This is a genomic window from Microbacterium terrisoli (assembly GCF_030866805.1).
Taxonomy (GTDB): Bacteria; Actinomycetota; Actinomycetes; order Actinomycetales; family Microbacteriaceae; genus Microbacterium; species Microbacterium terrisoli.
In genome coordinates, this window is sequence record NZ_CP133019.1 from 274,008 (window position 1) to 295,448 (window position 21,441).

Consider the following 21,441-nt stretch of genomic DNA (forward strand, 5'->3'; position numbering starts at 1 on the left):
TGACGGGCGGCGGTCGCTCACGATGCGGGAACGGGGTCCCCGATCCAGCGTTGGATGCGCGAGACGCGGTAGTCGTCCTTCACCGAGGCCAGGCTCTCACTGGCGTCGTCGAAGGTGCCGCCCGCGAAGGTCACTCCCACGCGGGCCGCGCGATGTCCGCCGAACTCGACGTAGCACGCGCCGCCGCCGTCGTATTCACGGGTGCTGTCGGCGTGAGCGATGCGCGCGGCGATCCGATCGGCGACGACCGCCGCCTGCCCCTCGGCGAAAGCGCCCGCCTTGGGGGAACCGGTATCGGCGGCATCGCCGATCGCGTACACGTCAGGGTGGCCGGTCTGCAGCGTCACCGGGTCGGAGGCAACCCAGCCGTTCTCGGCCAGCCCAGCCTCGACGAGCACCGGCGGCGCGACGTGGCGCGGCACGCCCAGGAACAGGTCGAACGGCAGGGTCGCGGCATCCTCGAACACGATCTCATGGGCATCGACGCGCGAGATGGCCCGGTTCGGGTGCCACCGGATGCCGCGCTCGGCGAACTCGCGCAGCAGCGCATCAGAGGCGGTGGGAACCGGCGGCACCGGCGACGGCAGGGGCATCACGAGGTCGATCTCGGATGCCGCGCGCAGGCCGCGCGCGGTCAGGTACTCGTGCAGCAGCAGCGCGGTCTCGCTCGGCGCCGGCGGACACTTGAACGGGGTCGCAGCCACACCGATGACCACTCTTCCGCCGGTGAACGCCGCCAGCGCGTCGCGGGCGGCGAAAGCGCCGGCGTTCGAGTAGAACTCGAGGCCGTGCTCGGCGAGACCGGGGGTGGATGCCGGGTCCAGGTCGGCACCGAGGGCGATGACCAGGTGATCGGCATCGAAGACACCGGCATCCGTCGTCACCCGCCGTGCCCCGGGGTCGATGGCGCGGATCTCGGTGCGCACGAACCGCACGCCGGGCTTGGCGATGCGCCCGTACGGGTGCGTCACACTGTCGACGGTGCGTTTGCCGAACAGCACATCGAGCTTGGCGAAGCCGAACACGAAATGCTCGGACCGGTCGATGAGGGTGACTTCGATGTCGTCGCCGAAGCGCTCCGACAGGCTCGCCGCCACTTCGAGCCCGCCGAATCCGGCGCCCACGATCAGAACACGTGCCGCCATGCGATCGACCTCCGGCGTCAGCGTATCGCGCGGGCGAGGGGGTCGGGGCCGCCCTCGACCGCGCGGCGGGCGCCTACCTGCCGTCGTTCCACGACCAGATGTCGTCGCCGCGCAGCGTTGCGTCGGCGCCGCCGTCGTCGTAGATGACCTGGCCCGCCATGTGCGTGTTCTCGACGCTGGTGAGCCAGATCAGCAGGTTCGCGATCGACTCCGGCGGCTGGTGGGAGTTCAGCGGCATCGGAACGCTGTCATCGACCATCTTGACCCCCTCCGGGGTCGACAGCAGCTTGGCGGTCATGGGCGTGAGCACCGTGCCGGGGGCGACGGCGTTCAATGGGATGCCGTGGCCGGCGAAGTCGTCGGAGATCGAGGCGCGACGCACCCACCGGCTGAGCGCCCGCTTGCTGGACGGGTAGACCAGGTAGCCGATCTGCGGGCCCTGATCGGCGAGCTTCTGCGCGATCTCACGGGCTGTGAGCTCGTCGCCGGCGAGGGCAGCCTCGACCATCTCGGGTGAATTCTGCTGCAGCGAGGCCATCGACGAGACGACGGCCGCACGCGGTGCGTCGGATTTCTGCAGGGCCGGCAGCAGGGCCTCGAGCAGTTCGACGACGCCGAAGTAGTTGACAGAGATCGTGGCGGCGATCGGTGCGGCGATTCCCGCGCAGGCGATGACCGCGTCGATCGCTCCGTCGGCGAGCTCTGTGGCGCGGGCCGCGGCATCCACCCGCCCTTCTCGTGTGGACAGGTCGGCTTCGACGTCTGCGTTGCGCAGGTCGATGCCGATGACGCGCTCGCCGCGATCGCGCAGAAGCGTGGCGGTGGCGGCTCCGATGCCCGAAGCCGATCCGGTGACGACGTAGGTGCGAGCCATGGCTCATTCCTCCTTGTGGGAGCGGCGTGCGCCGCGTGGTGCGTCCGCAGTGGTTCTGCGGATGACGGGAACCTCGACGCCCATGTCGATGACGAATCTGTCGATCAGGTCGGCCAAAAGTGCGCGGTCGGCCGGCGCCCACTCGCGCAGCGCGTCGTCGGTCGCGGCCAGTCCTCGCGCGACGAGCGCATCGTATGCGGCCTCTCCCGACTCGGACAGCGAGACGGTGGCCGCGCGGCCGTCGGCGGGATCGGGGGAGCGGGCGATGAAGCCGGCCGCTTCGAGGCGCTGCAGCTTCTTGCTCATCGTGGGGCGGGTCAGCCCGAGCTCGTCGGCAAGCGATGCGGCGCGACGGCTGCCCTGCATGCCGAGCACGTACAGCGTGGGGATGTCGCCGGGATCGATGCGGATGCCGGCCGATCGCGCATACTGCGCCTGCACCTGCGGCGACGACCACTGGGTGGCCAATCGCGTGAGCGCCGTCAAGATGACGGTGGATGCCGATGCCGACATGTCTCGAGTCTACGATGTTTAGTTGCCTATAACAACTGGTTACGGCGGTGCCGCGTCGGCCGTCGCCGCGTGGGCGTCCGGTTGGCGGCGTGCGGAATCGTCACGTACACTTGACGGCGGTGACGTGTCCGAGCGGCCGAAGGTGCAACTCTCGAAAAGTTGTGTAGGGTAACCCCCTACCGTGGGTTCAAATCCCACCGTCACCGCCAGAAGCCCAGGTCAGCGTCTCATTTTAGAGGCGCTGATCTGCTTGTTTGACGAATAGTCACTTTCCCACGGTAGGGGCCTCGATCCATCTCCAACGTCCGGTTCCGACCTTGCAGATCACGGGTTTCCGCCACGTCCGAACCGGGCGAAGCTTCGTGCAGAGTCGGCAGCCGGCATCTCGGCGTAAGGTGTCCGCGGTCAGCTCTCATCCCAATGCAGACCGAACCGGCGGAACGCCTCCTGCAGCTCAGCGAGTTTGGGGGTCACCCGTGTTGGCTCGCTGGTGAGCTCGAGTTTGGGGCTGCGTGGCGGGTCGTTCGGGCGCTCGAACACTGCCCACACGCGGATCTCATCACCGTGACGGGAGTTGAACCGCACACCGTCGACGAGGTCATCTCCGTTGTCGCTGAGGTTGAAGGTCAAGTCCCATCTCGTGGTGTCACTCAGGCGGTGAGCAGTAGGTCGGGGCGTGCGGGTTCGGCGTGCGCGTTGAGGGTGTGCACGAGTTTGCGCATCGACGTGTCGGAGAAGTAGCGGCGTTCGCCGTATTGCCATTCCTCGTGCTGCTCTTGGAGGACGGCGCCGATGAGTCGGGTCACGCTGTCGCGGTCGGGGAAGATCTGCACGACGTCGGCGCGGCGTTTGATCTCCCGGTTGAGGCGCTCGATCGGGTTGTTGGACCAGACCTTCTGCCAGTGTTCCCGTGGCAGCACGGAGAAGCCCGTCAGGTCGGGCTCGGCGGCCTCGAGCATCGTGGTGATCTCGGGGAACGAGGAGCGGAGGCTGTCGGCGACTTGGTGATACTGGGCGGTCACGGCTTCGGGACTGGTCTGCGCGCAGATCGTGGAGATCAGCGCGTTGACCGGCTTCGAGCGGGCCGAACCGAGTTTCTGGGTGACGTTCCGCGCGAAATGCACGCGGCATCTCTGCCACCCGGATCCAGGCAGGATCGCCTTGACGGCGGCTTTGATGCCGGCGTGCGCGTCACTGGTGACCAGGGTTACGCCCAACGCGTCGGCGTCGGTGGCGACCTTCAGCCCTCGCTCACGGAGGCTACGGAGGAACTCGGTCCAGAAGTCGGTGGTCTCGGCGTCACCGAGCGCCATCCCGAGGATCTCGCGACGTCCCTTACCGCTGACGCCGGTGGCGACCACGAGGGCTTGGGAGACGACGACGTGGCCGCGGACGCGGACGTCGAGGTAGGTGGCATCCAGGAACAGATAGGGGAACCAGGTGTGGTCGATTCGTCGGTGTAGGAACTCCTGTACCGACTCGTCGATCTCGCCGCAGATCCGCGAGACCGTGGACCGGCTGATGCCGGTGTCGTTGCCCAGGGCCCGGACCAGCTGCTCAACCTTCCTCGTGGAGACCCCGTCGATCACGCTTGGCAGATCACCGCGTAGAGCGCCTTGTCGACCCGGCGGCGCGGGTTGAGCAAGCTCGGGAAGAATGACCCCTCCCGCAGCTTCGGGATCTGAAGGTCGACTTCCCCGGCCGGGGTCGCGAGCACCTTCGGGCGCGTCCCGTTGCGGCGCGTGGTCCGCTCCGGCGAACGCTCATGCGGCGCAGCGTCGATTCGCACAGTCGCTTCCGCGTCGATCAAATCCTGTAGCCCGGCCTGCAGCATCCGACGGAACACGTCCGAATGGGCAACGTTGGGGTCGGCAAGAACTTCTGCGATCAGGGTCGTCAGGGCAGACTGGGTGTGGGTCATCGTGGGATCTCTTCTTTGCTTCTTGGCGGAAACAGACTGGGTCTCCCACGATGACCCATCTACGTCAACAACCTCGAGGACCCCGCGGGAATTGACACCACGCTAAGAGACGCACCCAGGTTGAACAGCCATCGTGCGATCGAACGCGTCAGCTCGCGGTCACGCGCTTCCTTTAGCAGGGCAGAGTCGACGTCGCTTGCTGCGAGGCAGTGATCAGCGAACGGGTAGTGCGCGATGAGGGCTGCGATGGTTCGCGAGTGGGTGATGTAGCAGTAGCGACCGGTCTGCCGAGCTGAACCGACCCACCGGTATCCCACTGCCCCGATGGCGGCCTCGTGGAAGTTCGCCACGCTGCCGTCGTCATCTTCGATCTGGTCGAGCTCGTTGAGCAGGGATCGACTGGGCCGGAACTGCGCCAGCAGTTCGAGGAAGCAGCCCAGGAGGCTGTCGGCGGTGTAGAGCGTCCGGAACTCGCCGCTCTGGTCGTCCCACCGACCACTGAAGCGGCCAGCGTCGTCGGCGTAATTCCAGGGCGTCCACGCCCACATGTTGGAACCGAAGCCGACCCGCCAGACGTCGCCCAGATCGTCGGAGGGCTCGATCTCGAGATCGGGTTGCGTCATCCGATGTGCGCGAACGACTTCGCCGCGGTGATCACATCGCGTGCCGCCTTCATCTGGTCGCCCTCGCGCAACACCTGCGCCGGCGCTTGGTCGTTCAGCGCGGGGTTTGCGTCATAGCTCTCGCGTAGCAGGGACGCGGCGTAGAACGCGTTACGTAGTCGCTGCTGGTCCGCTTCGCCTGGCGTGCTTGCGCCCTCGGCCCACGTCGACACCGACCGCGACGACTTCACACCACCGATGTAGGCGACCACACGCACGCCGAGGATGTCTCGCAGCTGCGAGACGAGCTCAGCGAACGGGAGGCGGATCGAGTCTTCGTGTGCACGCAGTCCTGGCCGCTGATCGTGTCGAACCGTGGTAGCCATACCGCTAGCGAAACGGCTGTAGCAAATGCCTTCATCCCGCTAGGGCGGCATCGAGCTACTTATGGATTGCTGCCAGATGTCTGCGGCTGTGTTTCTTGAAGCAGGCCCCCCACGACATCATCGAGGAACCAGAGCTCGACTTCGCTCAGTGCGCGACGTGTGCCCTCACTGGCGGCGACGGTCTGGAGCGATACCAGTATCGCGGGTAGATCATCACCCCTCAGCCCGTACTGGACAAGCTTCTTCGCGAGTGGAAGTGGGAGCCCGTACTCTTCAAGGTCAGCTAGGTTGTTTGGCAGGTAGAGACCCTCTACCTCTCGCAAGAAGTACTCATAGTTCCCACGGGCGAGGCCATGCTCGCCCAGGACTTCCGACTGCACGGATTGAACCCCTCGGAGCATCGCGGGAATGGTGAAGCCCATCCAGTTTCTCTGGAATCTCAAGACATCGTCGACAACATCGCTAGGCGTCTGCCCCGGACGCGCATAGGGAAGTTGACGCTCGACCATCTCGCGGATGTCGCCTCCAGAGACGCGTGCTGCCTGGAGCCTTCCCCAGAGCATGTTGAAGTTCATACCGCGACGCTGGTGTGACTGGAGCAGGCTGTCGAATCCAAGCTCGAGCACCTGGCGGGCTTGCGCCGCCGACGGCACACCGGTCCACGCCAACAGGTCGCGCTGATCGGCGCTCATCCTGACGATCTCAGATGCAGTTTCGACCAGACGCTCGGGATCCAGGCCCTTGTTCTTCCGAATAGTGTCGAGACTCAATACCTTCTGCTCGAGAACAGCGGCCAGACGTTCACGGGACTCTTCGCTCAGATCGTCTTCGTGCAGTTGGATCAAGGTCGAGAGGGCTGCGAGAGACGACTGCGTCTCGATGGGTATGTCCACCTCGGTTGCAGAGTCGTCCGGTGGCTTGGAATACGTGATGACGTGGCCGACGAAATGCTGGAACATCCTTCCCGCGCGGCCACGGATGTTGCTGAAAGTGAAGAAGTCCAGGGGTTTGCGATCGATCGCCTTCTCGAAGATTATGACGTTCTTGGCAACCGTGTTCACGCCCTCGATAAGTGTGGACGTGCAGATCAGTAGTCCGATGTCCCCGCGCTGAAACAGGCGCACGGTGGCTCGCTGCAGACTGCGGGGAAGCAGACCCGTGTGTACACCGATCCCTCGGCGCAGAGCGTGAACGACGTACCAATCGGGGTGATAGTTTTCCGCGACCCACACCGCGAGCTGGTCGACCAGGTCACCGCGCTTCACGCCGACGACCTCGCTGGTGAGGTTGGCCACCTTCTGAGGACTCCCGACGAAGACGAGGTTCTGCTCTTCGCTTTCCGCGGTGAGCAGCGTCTTGAGATCCTCGAGCTGTGCGACGCCTTCTTCGATGTGCGAGCGATCTTCGAGTTCGACGACGACGGTCTTGAAATCGGTCGTGACGAGGTTCTCTCGCAGATCGGAGTCCACGTCCTCATGCAGCGAGTCGATGTTGGGGCCCGTGAGGTAGTACTGCGCACCGGTGGCGCGTAGTTGGCTCCAGGCGATGTTGAGAAGTGAGCGGCGGGTGCCTTCCTTCTCGGCAGAGCCGAGCTTGTAGAACTCGTCAATGACGAACAATCCGACTGGCGGGGACTCGGGGAGCTCGAGGAATCGCTCCTGAGTCATCACGAAGACATTCCGCTGACCCCACTCCTGCGCCGGGTGGGTCACGATCGTATAGCCGGTGCCAAGGTGCGACAGTCGTCGTCTGATCTCATCTAGGAGGGCGATCGTCGGGACGAGCAGGACGATGTTCTGCCACTTCTGGGAGGCAACGAGCGCGTCGACGATCACGGACTTGCCGAAGGAGGTCGGCGCAGAAAGCACGACACTATGTCCGTCCATGAGGCGTTGGTAGATGCGCTGTTGCTGGGCGTGGAACGTGAAACCTAGCTTCGCAAGCGACTGAGGGGAATGGTATTCGAGCGCGAGCGCGCTTGCCTCGTCGGGCAGCGCTACAGGCGACATGTAGGGATACAGACCGAAGCGTGCGCAGAGGGAGTCGACGATGGGAAGTTCCGCGGACACACCTGAATACTGATCCAGGAACCGGATGAGCCGGTCGCGGCCCTCTCCCTCCTGATCCGGATACCGCGTGAGGCGAGCGATCTCTTGAAGTTCGTGGAAGACCTCGTCGCCGGCGCCCGCCGTCGCGGTCGTCACACTTCCTGCCATGCCTTCAGCTTTCTGTGGAAGATTTCCGTCAATGCAGCTTTGTCATTCAGGGGCAGGAGAACTAGTTGGATCGTGAGCCGCACGGGTAGATTCAGCTGCTCGCCGAACCGCTTCAACGCGTCATCCGCCTCTTCTCTCAGTCCGCGAAGATACTCCTCGTCTACGACATCGTGTCCGTTCACAGTGGGGCTCTCGTATGTCACCAGCACGGGGACGACGATCGAGTCGATGATCTCGTCCAGACTGTTCGCCGAGTCGAGGAGCTGGGCGACTGTCGCGGTGTGCGGCCAGTTCGGATCGAGCTTGTTGGTGATGGCGATGAACTCGCGCTTCAAGAAGCCGGACTCAAAGTGGAGCGTGAGTTCGGCGGTCACGTCGCGTATTGCGCGGGTGAGGTCGGAGTAGTACTTCGACTCGCCCAGCCAGAGACTCACCTCGCCCTCGATCTCGACGATGTGCACGCTGTCGAAGCCCTTCACCGTGTCGTTCGCGCTGTCTTTGTAGTAGATCTTGCTTACCGCGGGTTGCGCACCGAAAAAGTCGCGTGCGATGGCGTGCAGAATCAGTTCGCCGAACTCGCCGCGGCGCTGGTACTTGTCGGTGTTGTACACGATTCGTGCGGCGCGACTCAGTGATCTGCCCGCGGTATCACCGTCGATCGCTGCGTACTCGGTGTAGCTCAAAGCGAAAGAAGCGAGGTGGCGTTGCAGCAAGTCGGAGGCCAGGTCCTCTCCGCGCCACGCTGTCTGTTCGTAGCCCGGGCAGACAACCGTGATTCCGGGAACGTGATCCGCGATCTGATACCGAACTCTGAGGACTGGCGAGCTCATGCCGCACCGTCTTGGGGACTGTCTCGTCGTGTCATCGACCGAGCCAGCTTTGTGAGAAGGCCGTGATCCACGTGTCGACCGCCTCGTGCACCGTGGCCTCGTCGAATCTGGCGGCGAGTGCGTCGGCGGCATGGAACCGGACGATTGAGTCTTTCGGCTGATAGCGCTCGATGAGGTAGCGGGCGCCATCGGACACTGCTTGCTCGATCTCTGGGTGGTCCTCGATGTTCGTGGCGAGGGTGTCGGCGACATCGAAGGGTGAGGCGACCATCATGAGGAGGGCGATGTCGCCGGAGTCTTTCGGGCGCAGCCGGTCAGGTCTCGTGTGGACTTGGAGTGCGCGTTCGTGGACCTTGTGCGCCTTCGCGATCAGCAACGCTGCCGGACCGGCGACGTAGGCCTCGGCGCTGTGTGGAGGGTCATCGACGGTCGCGAAAGTCGTGAGGTGTCGGTCCCACAGCGCGAGTTCCAGGCCGACAGCACGGGACGCTGCGCCCGATTGTCCCGGTATCCGTGCGGCGCGTCGACCTGCGCCGGCATAGGCTTCCGGGACGATCAGGCCCATCGTCACACGCTCGGCGAATGGAAGTTCGGACTCCGACACATAGCCGTACACGCCGGGTCGGTCGGGTAGGGCGGGTGCGGTGCCTATGCCCTCCATCAGCTCAAGCAGCTTCGGGGACTCGGCGACAAACACAGAGTCGAGGACGACGTCGCCATCCCGGGTCGCCTCCATCTCTACCGCACCCCATGCACGCTCCACCCACACATGCACCGCGTGAGCGCCCACGACAGTCACAGAAGGCCCGAACTCCGCCAGTGCGTGGATCGTGTCGATCAGCAGTCGTCTTGAGGCCGCGGCGCCATACCGGGCATCACCGACGGACCGCGGTGTCAGTGGCGGCGGATTCATATTCATGCGGCCGCCGCAGCGTCAATCAAAGCGTCGAGCGCTGATCGCGCAACGTCTGCTTGACGCCCTGGTGACGCCAGCGCGTCGAGCAGTCCCCACTCCGGTGTAACCATCGCACCGTTCGGTGTTACCCGCGCAAACCTCCGGACGTTGTCAGTGATTGGGAGGAGGAACGCGACTTGGGGAGATGACGGTGACGCCGCGGAAAGCACGGAAACGGCTGACGGGTCGGTCACATACACCACGGGTACGAATGACCGTGCGACATCGGTCTCGTCGCTTAGCGCTTCCAGCGATGACACAACGACCTCTTGGTCACTGTGCTCGAGGAGGGACAGCAGTTCCTTCAGCCCTCGCTGGACGTCGACTCGAACAGCTCCCGTCCGGCGCGCCACCGGAGCCAGAAGAGCGACAGCCGGGAAGCGTGTGATCAGCGCGCGCCTCTCGTTCGCATCGACCTCTTCGAGTTTCCGCAATGCCCTCGCGAACGGTTCATCGCCGCCCGACTCGGCCAAAGCCGGCGCCAACGAGTACCCAACTGCATCGGCGATCCGATCGAGCATGGAGAGTGTGGGGTCGATCTTCCCGGACTCGATGCGACTAATCGTTGAAGCGGGCACGCCAGCCAGCATCGCAAGGGTGTTCATCGACAGCTCCCTGCGCGCTCGGATCTCTGACACCAGAGAAGCTGCATTCACGCTCATCTGAACAACAGTAGAGCTACCGTTGCTTATAAGCAACATATCGCCGGGCGCGTCCCGGTCGCGCATGGCCTCGAGAAAGATCCACTGGGACGGGACGCCACCACGGTTGTGGATCAGGCTCTAGTAGCGCACGTTGAGTCCGCGCAGGATCACGCCGGGCGCCGTGACACCATCCTTCTCGGGGACCTGCGGTTCGACGATTCCGCTGGTTGGGGGCGGCTCCGGGGTGATCGCTTCGATCGGCTCGCGGCCGGGTGTGACCCATACGCGATTGCCGTTGGCAAGGTCAAGCACTGGTCCGACGCGCAAGTCTGACGCCGGCACGGATACACCTGGTTGTGTCATCCAGACATTGGCTTTTGTCAGCTCGTCCCACCTGTCCCGCACCTCGATCGTTTCGTACCGTTCGGGCGCATCGTGACGGCGCAGGGATCCACGCGTAGCAGCCACTACGAACGCGAGCCGCTGCCCGTCCTCGAAAACGGTAGGTGTGAACTTCCACGGCGCTCGGTCCGTGCTGCGCGGAAGGCGAGTCTGATCGGATCGGTGGCTTTCGCTCGTCTCTGCCATCCGCCATGCCACGTCACCATGCAACGACACTTTCCACGACGTCACCCCGGCGTCCGCGATGTACGTGTCGTCGGCGTGACACCACACCCTGTACTGGCCGATGCCGAGGCCCGCGTTCTCCCCACAACTGATGCGGAAGGCGAAGCGGATCGCCGGGGTTCGTGCCATGGACTCATCTTGACGAGATCTCCCGACATCGTCGGGGACGCGAACGGAATCGCTTTTGGATCCGCGTACGGCCGAGTACCGGTTTCACCGGTGATTGCCGCGGCTCGGTGTACTTCGATCACAGCGGGACGCGAGGCTGCAGAGGCGCAGTCTGTGCGCCAGGCGCGCTGACCTATCGCCGCATGATGTGAAATGGAGTTCGTGAGGCTGACCGACGATGTGCAGATACCCGAGAAGCTCGCTGCGGCCGCGAGCTCGGGCGGGACGCCCTGCTAGTGCCCGCGGATCCAAGCTCGGCCAGCCGCATCGAAATCGTGAAATGACGCGTTGCGCAACACTGCGGGGCGGCAGCCGATCAACCGAATCGCCACCACCGTCGACGACAACCGCCGCGCTGTGGCGCGGTAGGGCGGCAGTCCTGCAGGTTCGCGCCCTCCGTTGGTGATCGACTCGTCAGTCGATGTGGTTCCCGTCACGCGTGGTTGTCATCACAGGGGTGACATCGACAGCGGGCATTGCCTCCGGCAGCGCCGACTCGAAGAACAGCCTCATGGCCTGCTCCATGTCGACTGCCGGGTTGATGAGCCACTGCAGCTGAACGCCGTCCCATGTCGCGAGTAAGAGTTGAGCCAGTAGCTGTGCGTTCCGTTCGGGAACGATGCGGCCAGTCGCCTGGTCGTACGAGAATGCCTCCGCGAGCTCCTTCGCCTTGCGTTGGTACCGGTCCACGAACCACTCATGTGCCGGGTGGCTGGGGGCAGAAGACTCCGCGGCGAGGATCGCAAAGAGCCTGAGGAGTTCAGGTCGCTCTACGCTAGACCTCACTCGTTCGAGGGTGGCTGGAACGACCCCGCGAGCCGTACATACGGCATCGAAGTCAAACTCCTCGTTGCCGGACGTCGTTCGATCAGACCGCTCGAGAACGGCGACAAGAAGTTCATCCTTGCTTCCGAAGTGATGAACGATGCTGGTCAGGCCCACGTCCAGTTGGCGCGCGATGTCACGCAGGGAACCGCCGTGATACCCGTGCGTGGCGAATACGGTCGTCGCGGCGTCGAGAATGTCGCTAGAGCGCTGTGCTGACTTCGCATACGGCCCTCGGACCCCCGCTTTTCGTGGTCCAGTCATGTTCGCGATCCTACCCATCTGGAGGTGCCTCCGGCGCGTCACCTCATCTGAAATGGTCCCTGATGAAAATGTAGCAACTGTTCCGGATTGGATGTATCGTGTCCTTCACCAAGGGTGGCTTCATGTGGCCACGCCATGTTCACAAGGAGGTAGACATGTCCACACACGCACGGAGACTCCGGCGAGGTGCCCTCGTCCTGGGCGCCTTTGTCGGGGCGTCTGCGCTGCTCGCCGGTTGCACCGCCGGCGGCGCCGCCGGCAACGGTTCGGGGAAGACGACGCTCGATGTCATGGTCTCGGCAAACGACCTCAGCAAAGAGCAGATCACTGCGTTCGAGGCGGAGAACCCGGGGATCAAGATCAACGTCGTCCTGTACGACCAGGCGAGACTGAACACGATGCTCGCCTCCGGGAACCCGCCCGACATCACCTTTGGCAATGCCGTCGGCAGCGCCAACTTCAACGCTCGTGGGCTCGCCACCGATCTGACACCGTACCTGAAGAAGAGTGACGTTCTCCACGAGGGCGATTTGCAGCCCGTGAACGATGCGTTCCGCTGGGATGGCAAGAAGAGCGGCCAAGGACCGATCTACGGAATCGTCAAGGACTGGAGCCAGGACAACGCGCTCTGGTACAACACGGCGCTCTTCGATAAGGCCGACGTCCCATACCTCAGCGACACCGAACCGATCACCTACGACAAGTTGCTGGACATCGCTAAGAAGCTTGCTGTCGTAGAAGGCGGCACTACCAAGGTCTATGGCCTGGGCATGGAGTGGGCATGGACTCTGTACGGACCGATCTCTGCTATGGTCCAGTCGCAAGGCGCGAGTCTATTCAACAGTGATCTCACGAAGATCGACTTCACGACTCCAGCCGCCCAGCGCGCGCTGCAGTGGTTCACCGACTACGGGAAGTCCGGAGCCGGGCCCACCTCCCTGAACCCGCTGCCGGACGGGTCGGACTACTCGACCTTCGCCGCAAGCCGGATGGCCATCTCCCAGGATGGGTACTGGTTCGGAGGCAACTTCGCCGCCGATGATGCGATGACGACCATCCGCTTTGCGCCCGCTCCCACCATGGGGGACAACCAAGTCCCGATGAGCTTCGGCGGCGCCGGGCTATGGATCCCCTCGAAGGCCAAGCACAAGGATGCAGCCTGGAAGTTCATGGAGTACTACATGGCAGGGAAGCCGGCGAAGGATCGTGCCTCCAGCGGGTGGGGACTTCCAAGCCTGAAGTCGCTGGAGAGCCTGCTGCCGCAGAATCTTCCCTACCAGAAGCAGGCGTACCAAGTCGCGAAGAATGAGCTTCAGCACACGCACTTGTTGCCGGACTCTCCTTACATCAGCGCGGGTCTTCTCCAGGACACCATCGACAAGTACCTCCAGCGCACCATCAAGGGGCAGTTGACGGTCAAGGAAGCCGGTGCGCAGCTCACCAATGAACTGAACGAGGCGCTCCAGCAGGGCGTCGAGCAGATCGGCTAGGTAGACGACAGATGGCTCGCAAATGGAGCAGATACCCGAAGCGAACGTTCTACGCGTTTGTGTCACCGTGGGCGGTAGGATTCCTGCTGCTCACCGCAGCGCCCATGGTGTACGGCTTCATTGTGAGCCTGACGAACTTCGACGGCAGTTCACCCAAGTTCAAGTGGGTGGGGCTGCGTAACTACGTCGAGCTCCTAAGCGACGGCGACATGTGGGCGGCACTGGTGAGGACGCTGGCATTCACTGCCATCGTCGTGCCGCTCACTGTCGGTGGCTCGCTGGGCCTTGCTGTTCTCATCAACCGCCGGCTAAGGGCGGTGGGGCTCTGGCGCACCGTCTTCTACCTCCCCTCGGTCGTTCCGGTCGTCGCCATGGCCATCATGTGGAAGCTCGTCTTCAACAAGGATTCCGGGATCCTCAACGCGATCATCGGAATCGTGGGGGTCGATCCGATCGGATGGCTTGTGGACCCGGTGGTCTTCTACTCGCTGATCATCGTGATGTCGTGGGGACTCGGCGGCGGGATGCTGATTATGCTCGCCGCCCTGCAAGGAGTGCCCGTTGAGTTGGAGGAAGCGGCGACCGTCGACGGAGCGAACCGATGGACGGTCTTCCGCCACGTGACGATCCCGATGATCTCGCCGATCCTCTTCTTCCAGGTGGTCACCGGGGTGATTGGCGCACTGCAGGTGTTCATCCAACCCCTGCTTCTCACCAACGCCGCAGGGATATCTGCCGTCGGCGGCGTACCAGACAGCACCACCTTGTTCATGGTGCAGGTCTACCAGGAGTTCTTCCTCAGCAACCGCTTCGGATACGGTTCGGCGATGCTGTGGGTGTTCTTCATCGTCATTCTCGGTTTCACTCTCCTCATCATGCGATCGAGCCGCTTCTGGGTCTATTACGAGGTCGATATCGAAGCCGAACGTGAAGGAGCCAAGGGATGACCACCACAGAGATCCCTCTTGAGACCCAGGTGCAGATGGCTCGCTCTGGTTCGCCCAGGCCGAGGGCCGGTCGGCGGATGAAGAAGCGGCCCGGTGCCGGAACCTACATTCTGGTTCTCTTGCTGATGGTCTTCTTCGTCGGACCATTCGTATGGCTGGTGCTCGCAGCGCTGAAGACCCCTTCCGAATGGGCGTCGTTGCCGATCCAGATTCTGCCGAAGCAGGCGCAATGGGATAACTTCGTCGCCGCGCTCACGGATATGAACTTTGTCGGGTATGCAGGCAACTCGTTGTTCCTGTCCACCACTTACTCGGTGTTGATCACACTCTCGAGCGCCGCGGTGGGCTTCGGATTTGCACGCCTCCGTGCGCCCGGCAAGAAGACCCTCTTCCTCGTCTTGCTTGCGACCATGATGATCCCGCAGATCCTCACGCTGCTGCCGACCTACACGATGTTCGCCCAGATCGGACTGATCAACACCTACTGGCCGTGGATTCTGTGGGGGCTGGCCGCCTCGCCGTACCTGGTGTTCCTGTTCCGGCAGTTCTTCTCCGCGCTGCCTAAAGAACTTGAAGACGCAGCGATCATCGACGGAGCGGGCTGGTTCCGGATCTTCGCCACGATCTTCTTGCCGCTGTCGCGGCCGGTGCTGATTACGTCGTTCCTGTTGCAGTTCACATGGACGTGGGGAGACTACATCGCGCCGGCGTTGCTGCTGGATCTGGACCACACGACGCTGGCCGTAGCCATCACTGCGTTCTATCAGGACCCCAACGGGAACACCATCCCGACGATCCAAGCCGCAGCTGCGGTGCTGTACATCCTGCCCGTGCTGCTGATCTTCTTCGTGGCTCAGCGCTACTTCATCCGATCAGCACTCTCCTCAGGGATCAAGGGCTGACGGCGCACTGCTGCGCTAGTCGCGCTCGCGCCCGCGTGTCCGATTGCCACATCGATGCTTCTTCGCCGGTCGACCAACAACCCACTATGAAAGGAATGTCCGTGACGGATCCTCGCGCTCGCGCCGCGGAGCTACTTGGCCGCATGACCCTCACCGAGAAGGTCGCGCAACTGAGCTCGCTTATACCGACGATGCTTTTCGATGAGCGGGGCATCCGGCCGGACGTCGCCGAGGGGAAGCTTGCCAACGGGATCGGCTATATAGAGCCGCACATGGGTGGGTTCCCCGCAACAGCGGCAGATCTGGCACGCCTGAACAACGAGGTCCAAAGATATCTCGTCGAGGAGACGCGCTTGGGTATCCCTGCCATCATGCACATCGAGGCGCTGAACGGCGTGAATGCACCGTCGTTCACCCCGTTCCCGACGGCGATCGGGCTGGCGGCGTCTTGGAACGTCGCAGGTATCGCGCAGATGGCAGACCTTACGCGGCGACAGATGCGTATGGTCGGCCTCCACCAGGCCCTGTCCCCGCTTCTGGATGTTGCGCGTGACGCGCGTTGGGGCCGAGTGCACGAGACCTACGGGGAGGAGCCGTACCTGGTTTCCGCCCTCGGAGTCGCGTTCACGCGTCATCTTCGCGGTGACGACCTCGGGGACGGCGTGATTGCAACTGGCAAACATTTCCTCGGTTACGCCATGAGCGAGGCGGGACTGAACATGGCGTCAGTTCAACTGGGGCCGCGGGAGTTGCGCGAGGTCTACGCTCGGCCGTTCGCGGCCGCGATCGAACTGGCTGGCCTGGATTCGGTGATGAACTCGCTGGCGGAATGGGACGGCGTCCCCGCCGCGGCGGACCCACGGATCTTCCGGGACCTTCTGCGAGGCGAACTTCGCTTCCAAGGCACCGTTGTCTCCGACTGGGGCTCGATCAAGAATCTCGTAATCCATCACCGGGCCGCCCGAAACGCGCGCGAAGCCGCCGTACTCGGCCTGCATGCAGGCATCGACGTCGAGCTTCCTGCTCCGTATGGCTATGGTGACGCATTGATCGAGGCGATCGGAGTTGGCGACGTCAGCGAGTCCCTCGTGGACGAGTCGGTGCTCCGAGTGCTCATCCACAAGTTCCAGCTGGGCTTGTTCGACAACCCGTATGTCGGTGAAGACGCCAGCCCGATCATGTCAATCGCCACCGAGGGCGACAGCCTCTCACAGCAGCTCGCCCGAGAGTCGATCACCGTGCTCAAGAACGTACGGGTCCTGCCTCTGGCGGACGTCCATCGAATCGCAGTCGTCGGACCGCATTCGGAACTGGTCGGCGCCGCGTTCGCACCATATACGTTCCCGTCCTTCATCGCGCTCACCCGAGCCCTGCGGGCCGGCGCGGACAGCTCAATGGTTGGGGTGGACGACCTCGGGACATTTGCGCCCGTAGACGCGTACGTAGATAGCCAAATCGGTGACCTGCTGAACATGGATGAGGATAACTACGCGCGCACTCAGTATGGTGCTGTCTCTCTCGTGGATGCTCTGAGGGCGGCGCTCCCCGGCGTTGAAGTTGTCACCTCTGACGGCTGCGACATCAACGGCGGGGAGGACAAGATCGCGGACGCGGTCAACATTGCGCGCGGAGCGGACGTGGTTATCCTCGCGCTCGGTGGGTTGGCGCGGTGGTTCTTCGCCGAACGGACGGAAGGAGAGGGCGCTGATGCTGCTGATGTGAGGCTTCCACAGTCTCAGCGCCGACTTGTCCGAGCGATCGCCGAGACCGGGAAGCCGACCGTCGGAGTCATCTTCTCGGGCCGGCAGGCTGCCCTCGGCGATGTGGAACCTGAGTTGGACGCGATCGTCCTTGGATACTTCGGCTCGCAGTACGGCACCCGCGCGGTGGCAGACATTCTTACGGGTGCGGCGGAGCCGCAGGGGCGGTTACCATATACCATCCCTCGATCTAGCGGTCAGGTACCCATCCATGTCGGCCAGCGTTACGGCAGCGGGTACAGGCGAGTCGAAGGAGACGTTCACGGCGGTTACGTGGACGAGGCCGCGACTCCGTTGTATCCGTTTGGGCATGGACTGACCTATACGTCTTTCGCGTACGAGAGCATCGTCACCAGCAGAGACAAGGTGTCTCCGGACGGCCACGTAGACGTTTCCGTCACGCTGCGCAACGTGGGTGATCGCCCCGGGACCGAAGTGGTCCAGCTGTATGTCGAGGATGAGGCAACTGGGACGTCCAGGCCCGCGCTCCAACTTGCCGGCTTCCACCGAGTCATACTCCATCCGAGTCAGGAAGCGACGGTCACTTTCAACCTCCAGCTTCCCGTTCTGGCGTATCTGTCATCAGATGACCGGTGGATCGTCGAGCCGGGGCCGATTCGGATCTCGGTTGGTTCCTCATCTGAGGTTCGCCCACTCACGGCCACGCTCGAAGTAGTTGGCGACACCGTTGACCTTACGCACAGCCGGGTCTTCTTGACCGATTCGACCTGCACCATCCGTCCCCGAAGTACGCAGTGAAATCTCTACCAAAACAGATCGGACACCGAGCAGACGTGAAAGCGCACCCCATGTATGACGACCTCTTCCAGCCCGGAGACATCTGCGTGCCGCGCTCCTTCACCCTTGGCGCGGCTACTGCCGCCTATCAGGTGGAGGGAGGAGCGAACTCCGGGGGACGAGGCCGGTCCATCTGGGACACCTTCAGCCACACGCCAGGCAAGACCGAAGGCGGTGCCACGGGGGATGTTGCAGCGGATCACTACCACCGCGTTCACATTGACTTGGACCTGATGAGGACACTTAATCTCGACGCCTACAGGTTCTCCATTTCCTGGCCGCGAGTGATGCCCACAGGTGAGGGTGCTGTCAATCCTGATGGGCTGATGTTCTACTCGCGTCTTATCGATGATCTCCTCGACCGTGGCATCCAACCCATCGTGACCCTAAACCACTGGGATCTGCCGCAGTCCTTGGAAGACAAGTACGGCGGCTGGCGCGGACGCGAGACGGCGCACGCATTCGAGACCTATGCGGAGATCGTCGGAGCGGCTCTGGGCGACCGAGTAGCGGTGTGGTCGACCCACAATGAGCCATGGAACAACTCCTTCTCGGGCTACGGAAGCGGCGCCTTCGCGCCCGGTGGCACCAGTCACGCGGACGCACTCGCCGCGGCTCACCACCTGAACCTGTCTCACGGTCTCGCCGTACAAGCGTTGCGAAGCACGATCACGCGGCCCGACGCGCAGATCTCCGTGGCACTCAACAACTTCCGAATTGAACCTGAAGGCCCCGATGACGCCGATGCCGCGCGCCGATTCGACGCGATCGCGAATCGGATCTTCACCGGCCCGATGCTACGCGGCGAATATCCGGACGACCTAATCCTGGACACGGCGAAGTTCACCGATTGGGATTTCGTGAAACCCGGGGACCTGGAGATCGCTCATCAGCCGATCGATCTGCTCGGCCTCAACTACTACGAAGTGATGCATGTTCGGGCGAACCCGGCATTCGATCCCGCGTCCGAAAGCGACGGCGGTACCGACTTTCCAGGGTCGGAGCGAATCGAGTTCGTCCGACGCGACGATCTCGCGCGCACAGGAATGGACTGGGGAATCGAGCCGCGAGGACTCGAGGAGCACTTGGTCGCGCTGTCGGAGGAGTTCCCGAGCCTGCCGATCATGGTGATGGAGAACGGGGCGGCTTTCCGCGACACCGTTGTTGACGTGGACGGGATCCCGGCCGTTTTCGACGTGAACAGAGTGAACTATCTCTCCGCGCACGTGGCTGCCACCGTTCGTGCCGTGGAGCGCGGAGCAAACGTCATCGGATACTTGGTGTGGTCCCTCCTCGACAACTTCGAGTGGACCGCCGGATACGGTCCCCGTTTCGGGCTGATCCACATCGACTATGAGACGCTTGAACGCACGCCCAAGCTCAGCTCCCGTTGGTTCGCCGAACTCTGCGCAACCAGGGCATTGCCCGTCCGGACGCCGTCAAGCGAAAAGGCCCACGCGGAGAGGGAAGGCCTCGACGCTGCGGCAACTCTGTGAGGGGCAACGTCGTTGGCTCCTGCTCAGCAGCGCTGATCCCGCACCGTCGTCGGCGTTGCGGCTGAGTCGTCATTCGGTTGGCCACGACCGGGACTGGACTGCGACGCGGGTGAAGGGAGCGAGAGTTGCCCACGCGGAGTGGCTCGACGATGCAAGACGATGATGGAGACCAACATGAATCCCAAGTACAAGGTGAGCACGGATGGCGTCCGTTACCGTGATCTAAACGGCAACGGCGTCATGGACCCGTTCGAAGACCCACGGCTGTCACCGCAGGAACGAACTGCTGATCTTCTCAAACGCCTCACGCTTGAAGAGAAGGCCGGGTTGCTCTTTCAGACAGTTATCGAGGTCGGCCCGAACGGCACGATCTTGGAACGGCCCGGGAAAATCAGCAAGTCGCCGACGAGCACCGTCGTGATTGACAAGCGGATCAACCACTTCAACGTCCACCATCTGAAGAGCGCGCACGACGCCGCGACCTGGAACAACGCGATGCAGGAGCTCGCCGAACGCACCCCCCATGGCATCCCTATCACCATCTCCACCGACCCACGACACTCTTTCACAGAGAACAGTGGTGTCGCTTTCACTGCGGGCCCGTTCTCACAATGGCCGGACGCGCTCGGATTGGCCGCGATCGATGATCCCGAGACCATCCGTGACTTCGCTCGGCGAGCAGCAGAAGAGTACCGCGCTGTCGGAATCCGTGCGGCGTTGCACCCGCAGGTCGATCTGGCGACCGAACCGCGCTGGGCGAGACAGCTTCAGACCTTCGGCGCGGACCCCGAGCGTGTCGCCAGCTACGTACGTGCGTATCTCCAGGGTTTTCAAGGAGACCGTCTTGGACGGGACAGCGTCGCCTGTGTGACCAAGCACTTTCCAGGTGGAGGGCCGCAGAAGGATGGTGAAGACGCGCACTTCCCGTATGGGCGGGAGCAAGTGTATGCGGACGGAGCGTTCGAACTGCACCTGCGGCCATTCCTGGCCGCCATCGAAGCGGGAACAGCCGGAATAATGCCCTACTACGGGATGCCGGTCGGTCTCGTCGTAGACGGTGAACCGATTGAGGAGGTCGGCTTCGGGTACAACCGTCAGATCCTCACCGGCCTTCTTCGGGAACGGCTCCACTACGACGGGGTGATCCTCACCGACTGGGAACTCGTTAACGACAACATCGTCGGAAATCAGGTCCTTCCAGCACGTGCGTGGGGAGTTGAAGACCTCGACGCGCACGAGCGGATGCTGAAGATCCTCGGTGCGGGAGCAGATCAGTTCGGCGGCGAGGAGTGCACGGAACTGCTCCTCGATCTCTTGGGCGATGGGCTTGTAGCCGAGTCGCGGATCGATGAATCGGCGCGCCGTGTGCTTCTCGTCAAGTTCCAGCTCGGCCTATTCGACAACCCGTATGTCGACGTTGAGAATGCGCAGCGAATCGCGGGCGCTCCAGAGCATCGTCGGGCGGGACTGAAGACTCAGGCTGCCTCGGTCACTGTGGTCGAGAACCGCGGTCATCTTCTACCGCTGCCTCCGGCGCTGAAGCTCTACACAGAGGGGATGCACCCCGACGTTGTCGCGAAGTACGGTTCGATTGTCGACGACCCGCAACTGGCGGACGTCGCCATTGTCCGCATCGCGGCGCCCTTCCAGCCTCGCGACGATCTCTTCCTCGAAAGTTACTTCCATCAGGGCAGCCTCGATTTCTCCCCCGGGCTGATCTACCGGCTCCGGCAACTCGCCCGGTTTACCCGACTTCACGTCGACATCACTCTGGACCGCCCGGCAATTGCCACATCGCTCGCGGAAGTGGTGTCGGCGATGACGGTGAGCTTCGGCGTCAGCGACGAGGCACTGATGATGGCGTTGAGCGCCCAAGTCGCCCCGCGGGGCAACCTCCCTGTCGAGATGCCTCGAAGCATGGACGCGGTGCGTGCCTCCCACGAGAGCGTCGGCGGATCGGCAAATCCGCTCTATCCGTTGGGGCATGGCCTACGAATCGGAGACCGGACCCCGCCCCTATTGTCGAGCAGCCGAAGCTCATAAATGAATAGCTGGCGTCGACCACACATCGGACCTGA

18 protein-coding genes, 1 tRNA gene and 1 pseudogene are annotated in these 21,441 nt (G+C 63.2%); 7 read left to right on the top strand and 13 right to left on the bottom strand.

The genetic code is table 11. From position 1 onward, the window contains the following. Positions 1-17: 17 nt before the first annotated feature. From QU603_RS01225 to QU603_RS01235, 3 genes are all read right to left on the bottom strand, one after another. Complete coding sequence (locus QU603_RS01225; protein WP_308492685.1) at positions 18-1,145, bottom strand: NAD(P)/FAD-dependent oxidoreductase; 1,128 nt, start codon at positions 1,143-1,145, stop codon at positions 18-20. 73 nt (positions 1,146-1,218) lie between these two features. After that, the gene (locus QU603_RS01230) at positions 1,219-2,019 is read right to left on the bottom strand and encodes an SDR family oxidoreductase (RefSeq protein ID WP_308492686.1); all 801 of its coding nucleotides are present in this window, start codon (positions 2,017-2,019) and stop codon (positions 1,219-1,221) included. Between the two features lie 3 nt (positions 2,020-2,022). Further along, entirely contained in the window at positions 2,023-2,532 is a 510-nt protein-coding gene (locus QU603_RS01235) for a MarR family winged helix-turn-helix transcriptional regulator (RefSeq protein WP_308492687.1), read from the bottom strand. 118 nt (positions 2,533-2,650) lie between these two features. Here QU603_RS01235 and QU603_RS01240 point away from each other — a divergent pair. Further along, positions 2,651-2,741, top strand: a tRNA-Ser gene (locus tag QU603_RS01240). A gap of 196 nt (positions 2,742-2,937) precedes the next feature. Here the strand turns inward: QU603_RS01240 and QU603_RS01245 are convergent. The 10 genes and pseudogenes from QU603_RS01245 to QU603_RS01290 all read right to left on the bottom strand — a co-directional run bounded on the left by QU603_RS01245 (position 2,938) and on the right by QU603_RS01290 (position 11,970). After that, positions 2,938-3,162, bottom strand: a complete 225-nt coding sequence (locus tag QU603_RS01245) for a hypothetical protein (RefSeq protein ID WP_308492688.1) — start codon at positions 3,160-3,162, stop codon at positions 2,938-2,940. Positions 3,163-3,182: 20 nt separating this feature from the next. Beyond that, positions 3,183-4,453 (bottom strand): annotated as a pseudogene (locus QU603_RS01250) (IS256 family transposase). A gap of 59 nt (positions 4,454-4,512) precedes the next feature. Further along, positions 4,513-5,076, bottom strand: a complete 564-nt coding sequence (locus tag QU603_RS01255) for an RES domain-containing protein (RefSeq protein WP_308492689.1) — start codon at positions 5,074-5,076, stop codon at positions 4,513-4,515. Beyond that, positions 5,073-5,441 carry a hypothetical protein gene (locus QU603_RS01260; RefSeq protein WP_308492690.1) on the bottom strand — a complete coding sequence of 123 codons (369 nt, stop codon included), beginning with the start codon at positions 5,439-5,441 and terminating at the stop codon, positions 5,073-5,075. Before QU603_RS01260 ends, QU603_RS01255 begins: the two co-directional genes overlap by 4 nt. Before the next feature lie 59 nt (positions 5,442-5,500). Continuing rightward, complete coding sequence (locus QU603_RS01265) at positions 5,501-7,657, bottom strand: DEAD/DEAH box helicase (protein WP_308492691.1); 2,157 nt, start codon at positions 7,655-7,657, stop codon at positions 5,501-5,503. Continuing rightward, the gene (locus tag QU603_RS01270) at positions 7,642-8,487 is read right to left on the bottom strand and encodes a HamA C-terminal domain-containing protein (RefSeq protein WP_308492692.1); all 846 of its coding nucleotides are present in this window, start codon (positions 8,485-8,487) and stop codon (positions 7,642-7,644) included. The genes QU603_RS01265 and QU603_RS01270 overlap by 16 nt, the downstream gene beginning before the upstream one ends. Before the next feature lie 31 nt (positions 8,488-8,518). Beyond that, positions 8,519-9,277, bottom strand: a complete 759-nt coding sequence (locus QU603_RS01275) for a hypothetical protein (protein ID WP_308492693.1) — start codon at positions 9,275-9,277, stop codon at positions 8,519-8,521. Between the two features lie 125 nt (positions 9,278-9,402). Further along, positions 9,403-10,104 carry a helix-turn-helix transcriptional regulator gene (locus QU603_RS01280; protein ID WP_308492694.1) on the bottom strand — a complete coding sequence of 234 codons (702 nt, stop codon included), beginning with the start codon at positions 10,102-10,104 and terminating at the stop codon, positions 9,403-9,405. Between the two features lie 120 nt (positions 10,105-10,224). Continuing rightward, positions 10,225-10,842: a hypothetical protein gene (locus tag QU603_RS01285; RefSeq protein ID WP_308492695.1), complete on the bottom strand. Its 618-nt coding sequence runs from the start codon at positions 10,840-10,842 to the stop codon at positions 10,225-10,227. Positions 10,843-11,295: 453 nt separating this feature from the next. Then, positions 11,296-11,970 carry a TetR/AcrR family transcriptional regulator gene (locus QU603_RS01290; RefSeq protein WP_308492696.1) on the bottom strand — a complete coding sequence of 225 codons (675 nt, stop codon included), beginning with the start codon at positions 11,968-11,970 and terminating at the stop codon, positions 11,296-11,298. 155 nt (positions 11,971-12,125) lie between these two features. On the opposite strand from QU603_RS01290, the gene QU603_RS01295 reads away from it, so the two are divergent. The 6 genes from QU603_RS01295 (at position 12,126) to QU603_RS01320 (ending at position 21,406) form a co-directional block, all read left to right on the top strand. Further along, positions 12,126-13,460, top strand: a complete 1,335-nt coding sequence (locus QU603_RS01295) for an ABC transporter substrate-binding protein (protein ID WP_308492697.1) — start codon at positions 12,126-12,128, stop codon at positions 13,458-13,460. An 11-nt stretch (positions 13,461-13,471) separates the two neighbouring features. Continuing rightward, positions 13,472-14,407 (top strand): carbohydrate ABC transporter permease, encoded by a 936-nt coding sequence (locus QU603_RS01300; RefSeq protein ID WP_308492698.1) that lies wholly within the window; start codon positions 13,472-13,474, stop codon positions 14,405-14,407. Then, positions 14,404-15,309: a carbohydrate ABC transporter permease gene (locus QU603_RS01305; RefSeq protein ID WP_308492699.1), complete on the top strand. Its 906-nt coding sequence runs from the start codon at positions 14,404-14,406 to the stop codon at positions 15,307-15,309. Before QU603_RS01300 ends, QU603_RS01305 begins: the two co-directional genes overlap by 4 nt. 143 nt (positions 15,310-15,452) lie before the next feature. Next, the gene (locus tag QU603_RS01310; protein WP_308492700.1) at positions 15,453-17,828 is read left to right on the top strand and encodes a glycoside hydrolase family 3 N-terminal domain-containing protein; all 2,376 of its coding nucleotides are present in this window, start codon (positions 15,453-15,455) and stop codon (positions 17,826-17,828) included. A 50-nt stretch (positions 17,829-17,878) separates the two neighbouring features. Then, entirely contained in the window at positions 17,879-19,363 is a 1,485-nt protein-coding gene (locus tag QU603_RS01315; RefSeq protein WP_308492701.1) for a GH1 family beta-glucosidase, read from the top strand. A gap of 174 nt (positions 19,364-19,537) precedes the next feature. Then, a complete protein-coding gene (locus QU603_RS01320; RefSeq protein WP_370655340.1) occupies positions 19,538-21,406 on the top strand; it encodes a glycoside hydrolase family 3 protein in 1,869 nt (622 codons plus the stop codon). Positions 21,407-21,441: the final 35 nt, after the last annotated feature.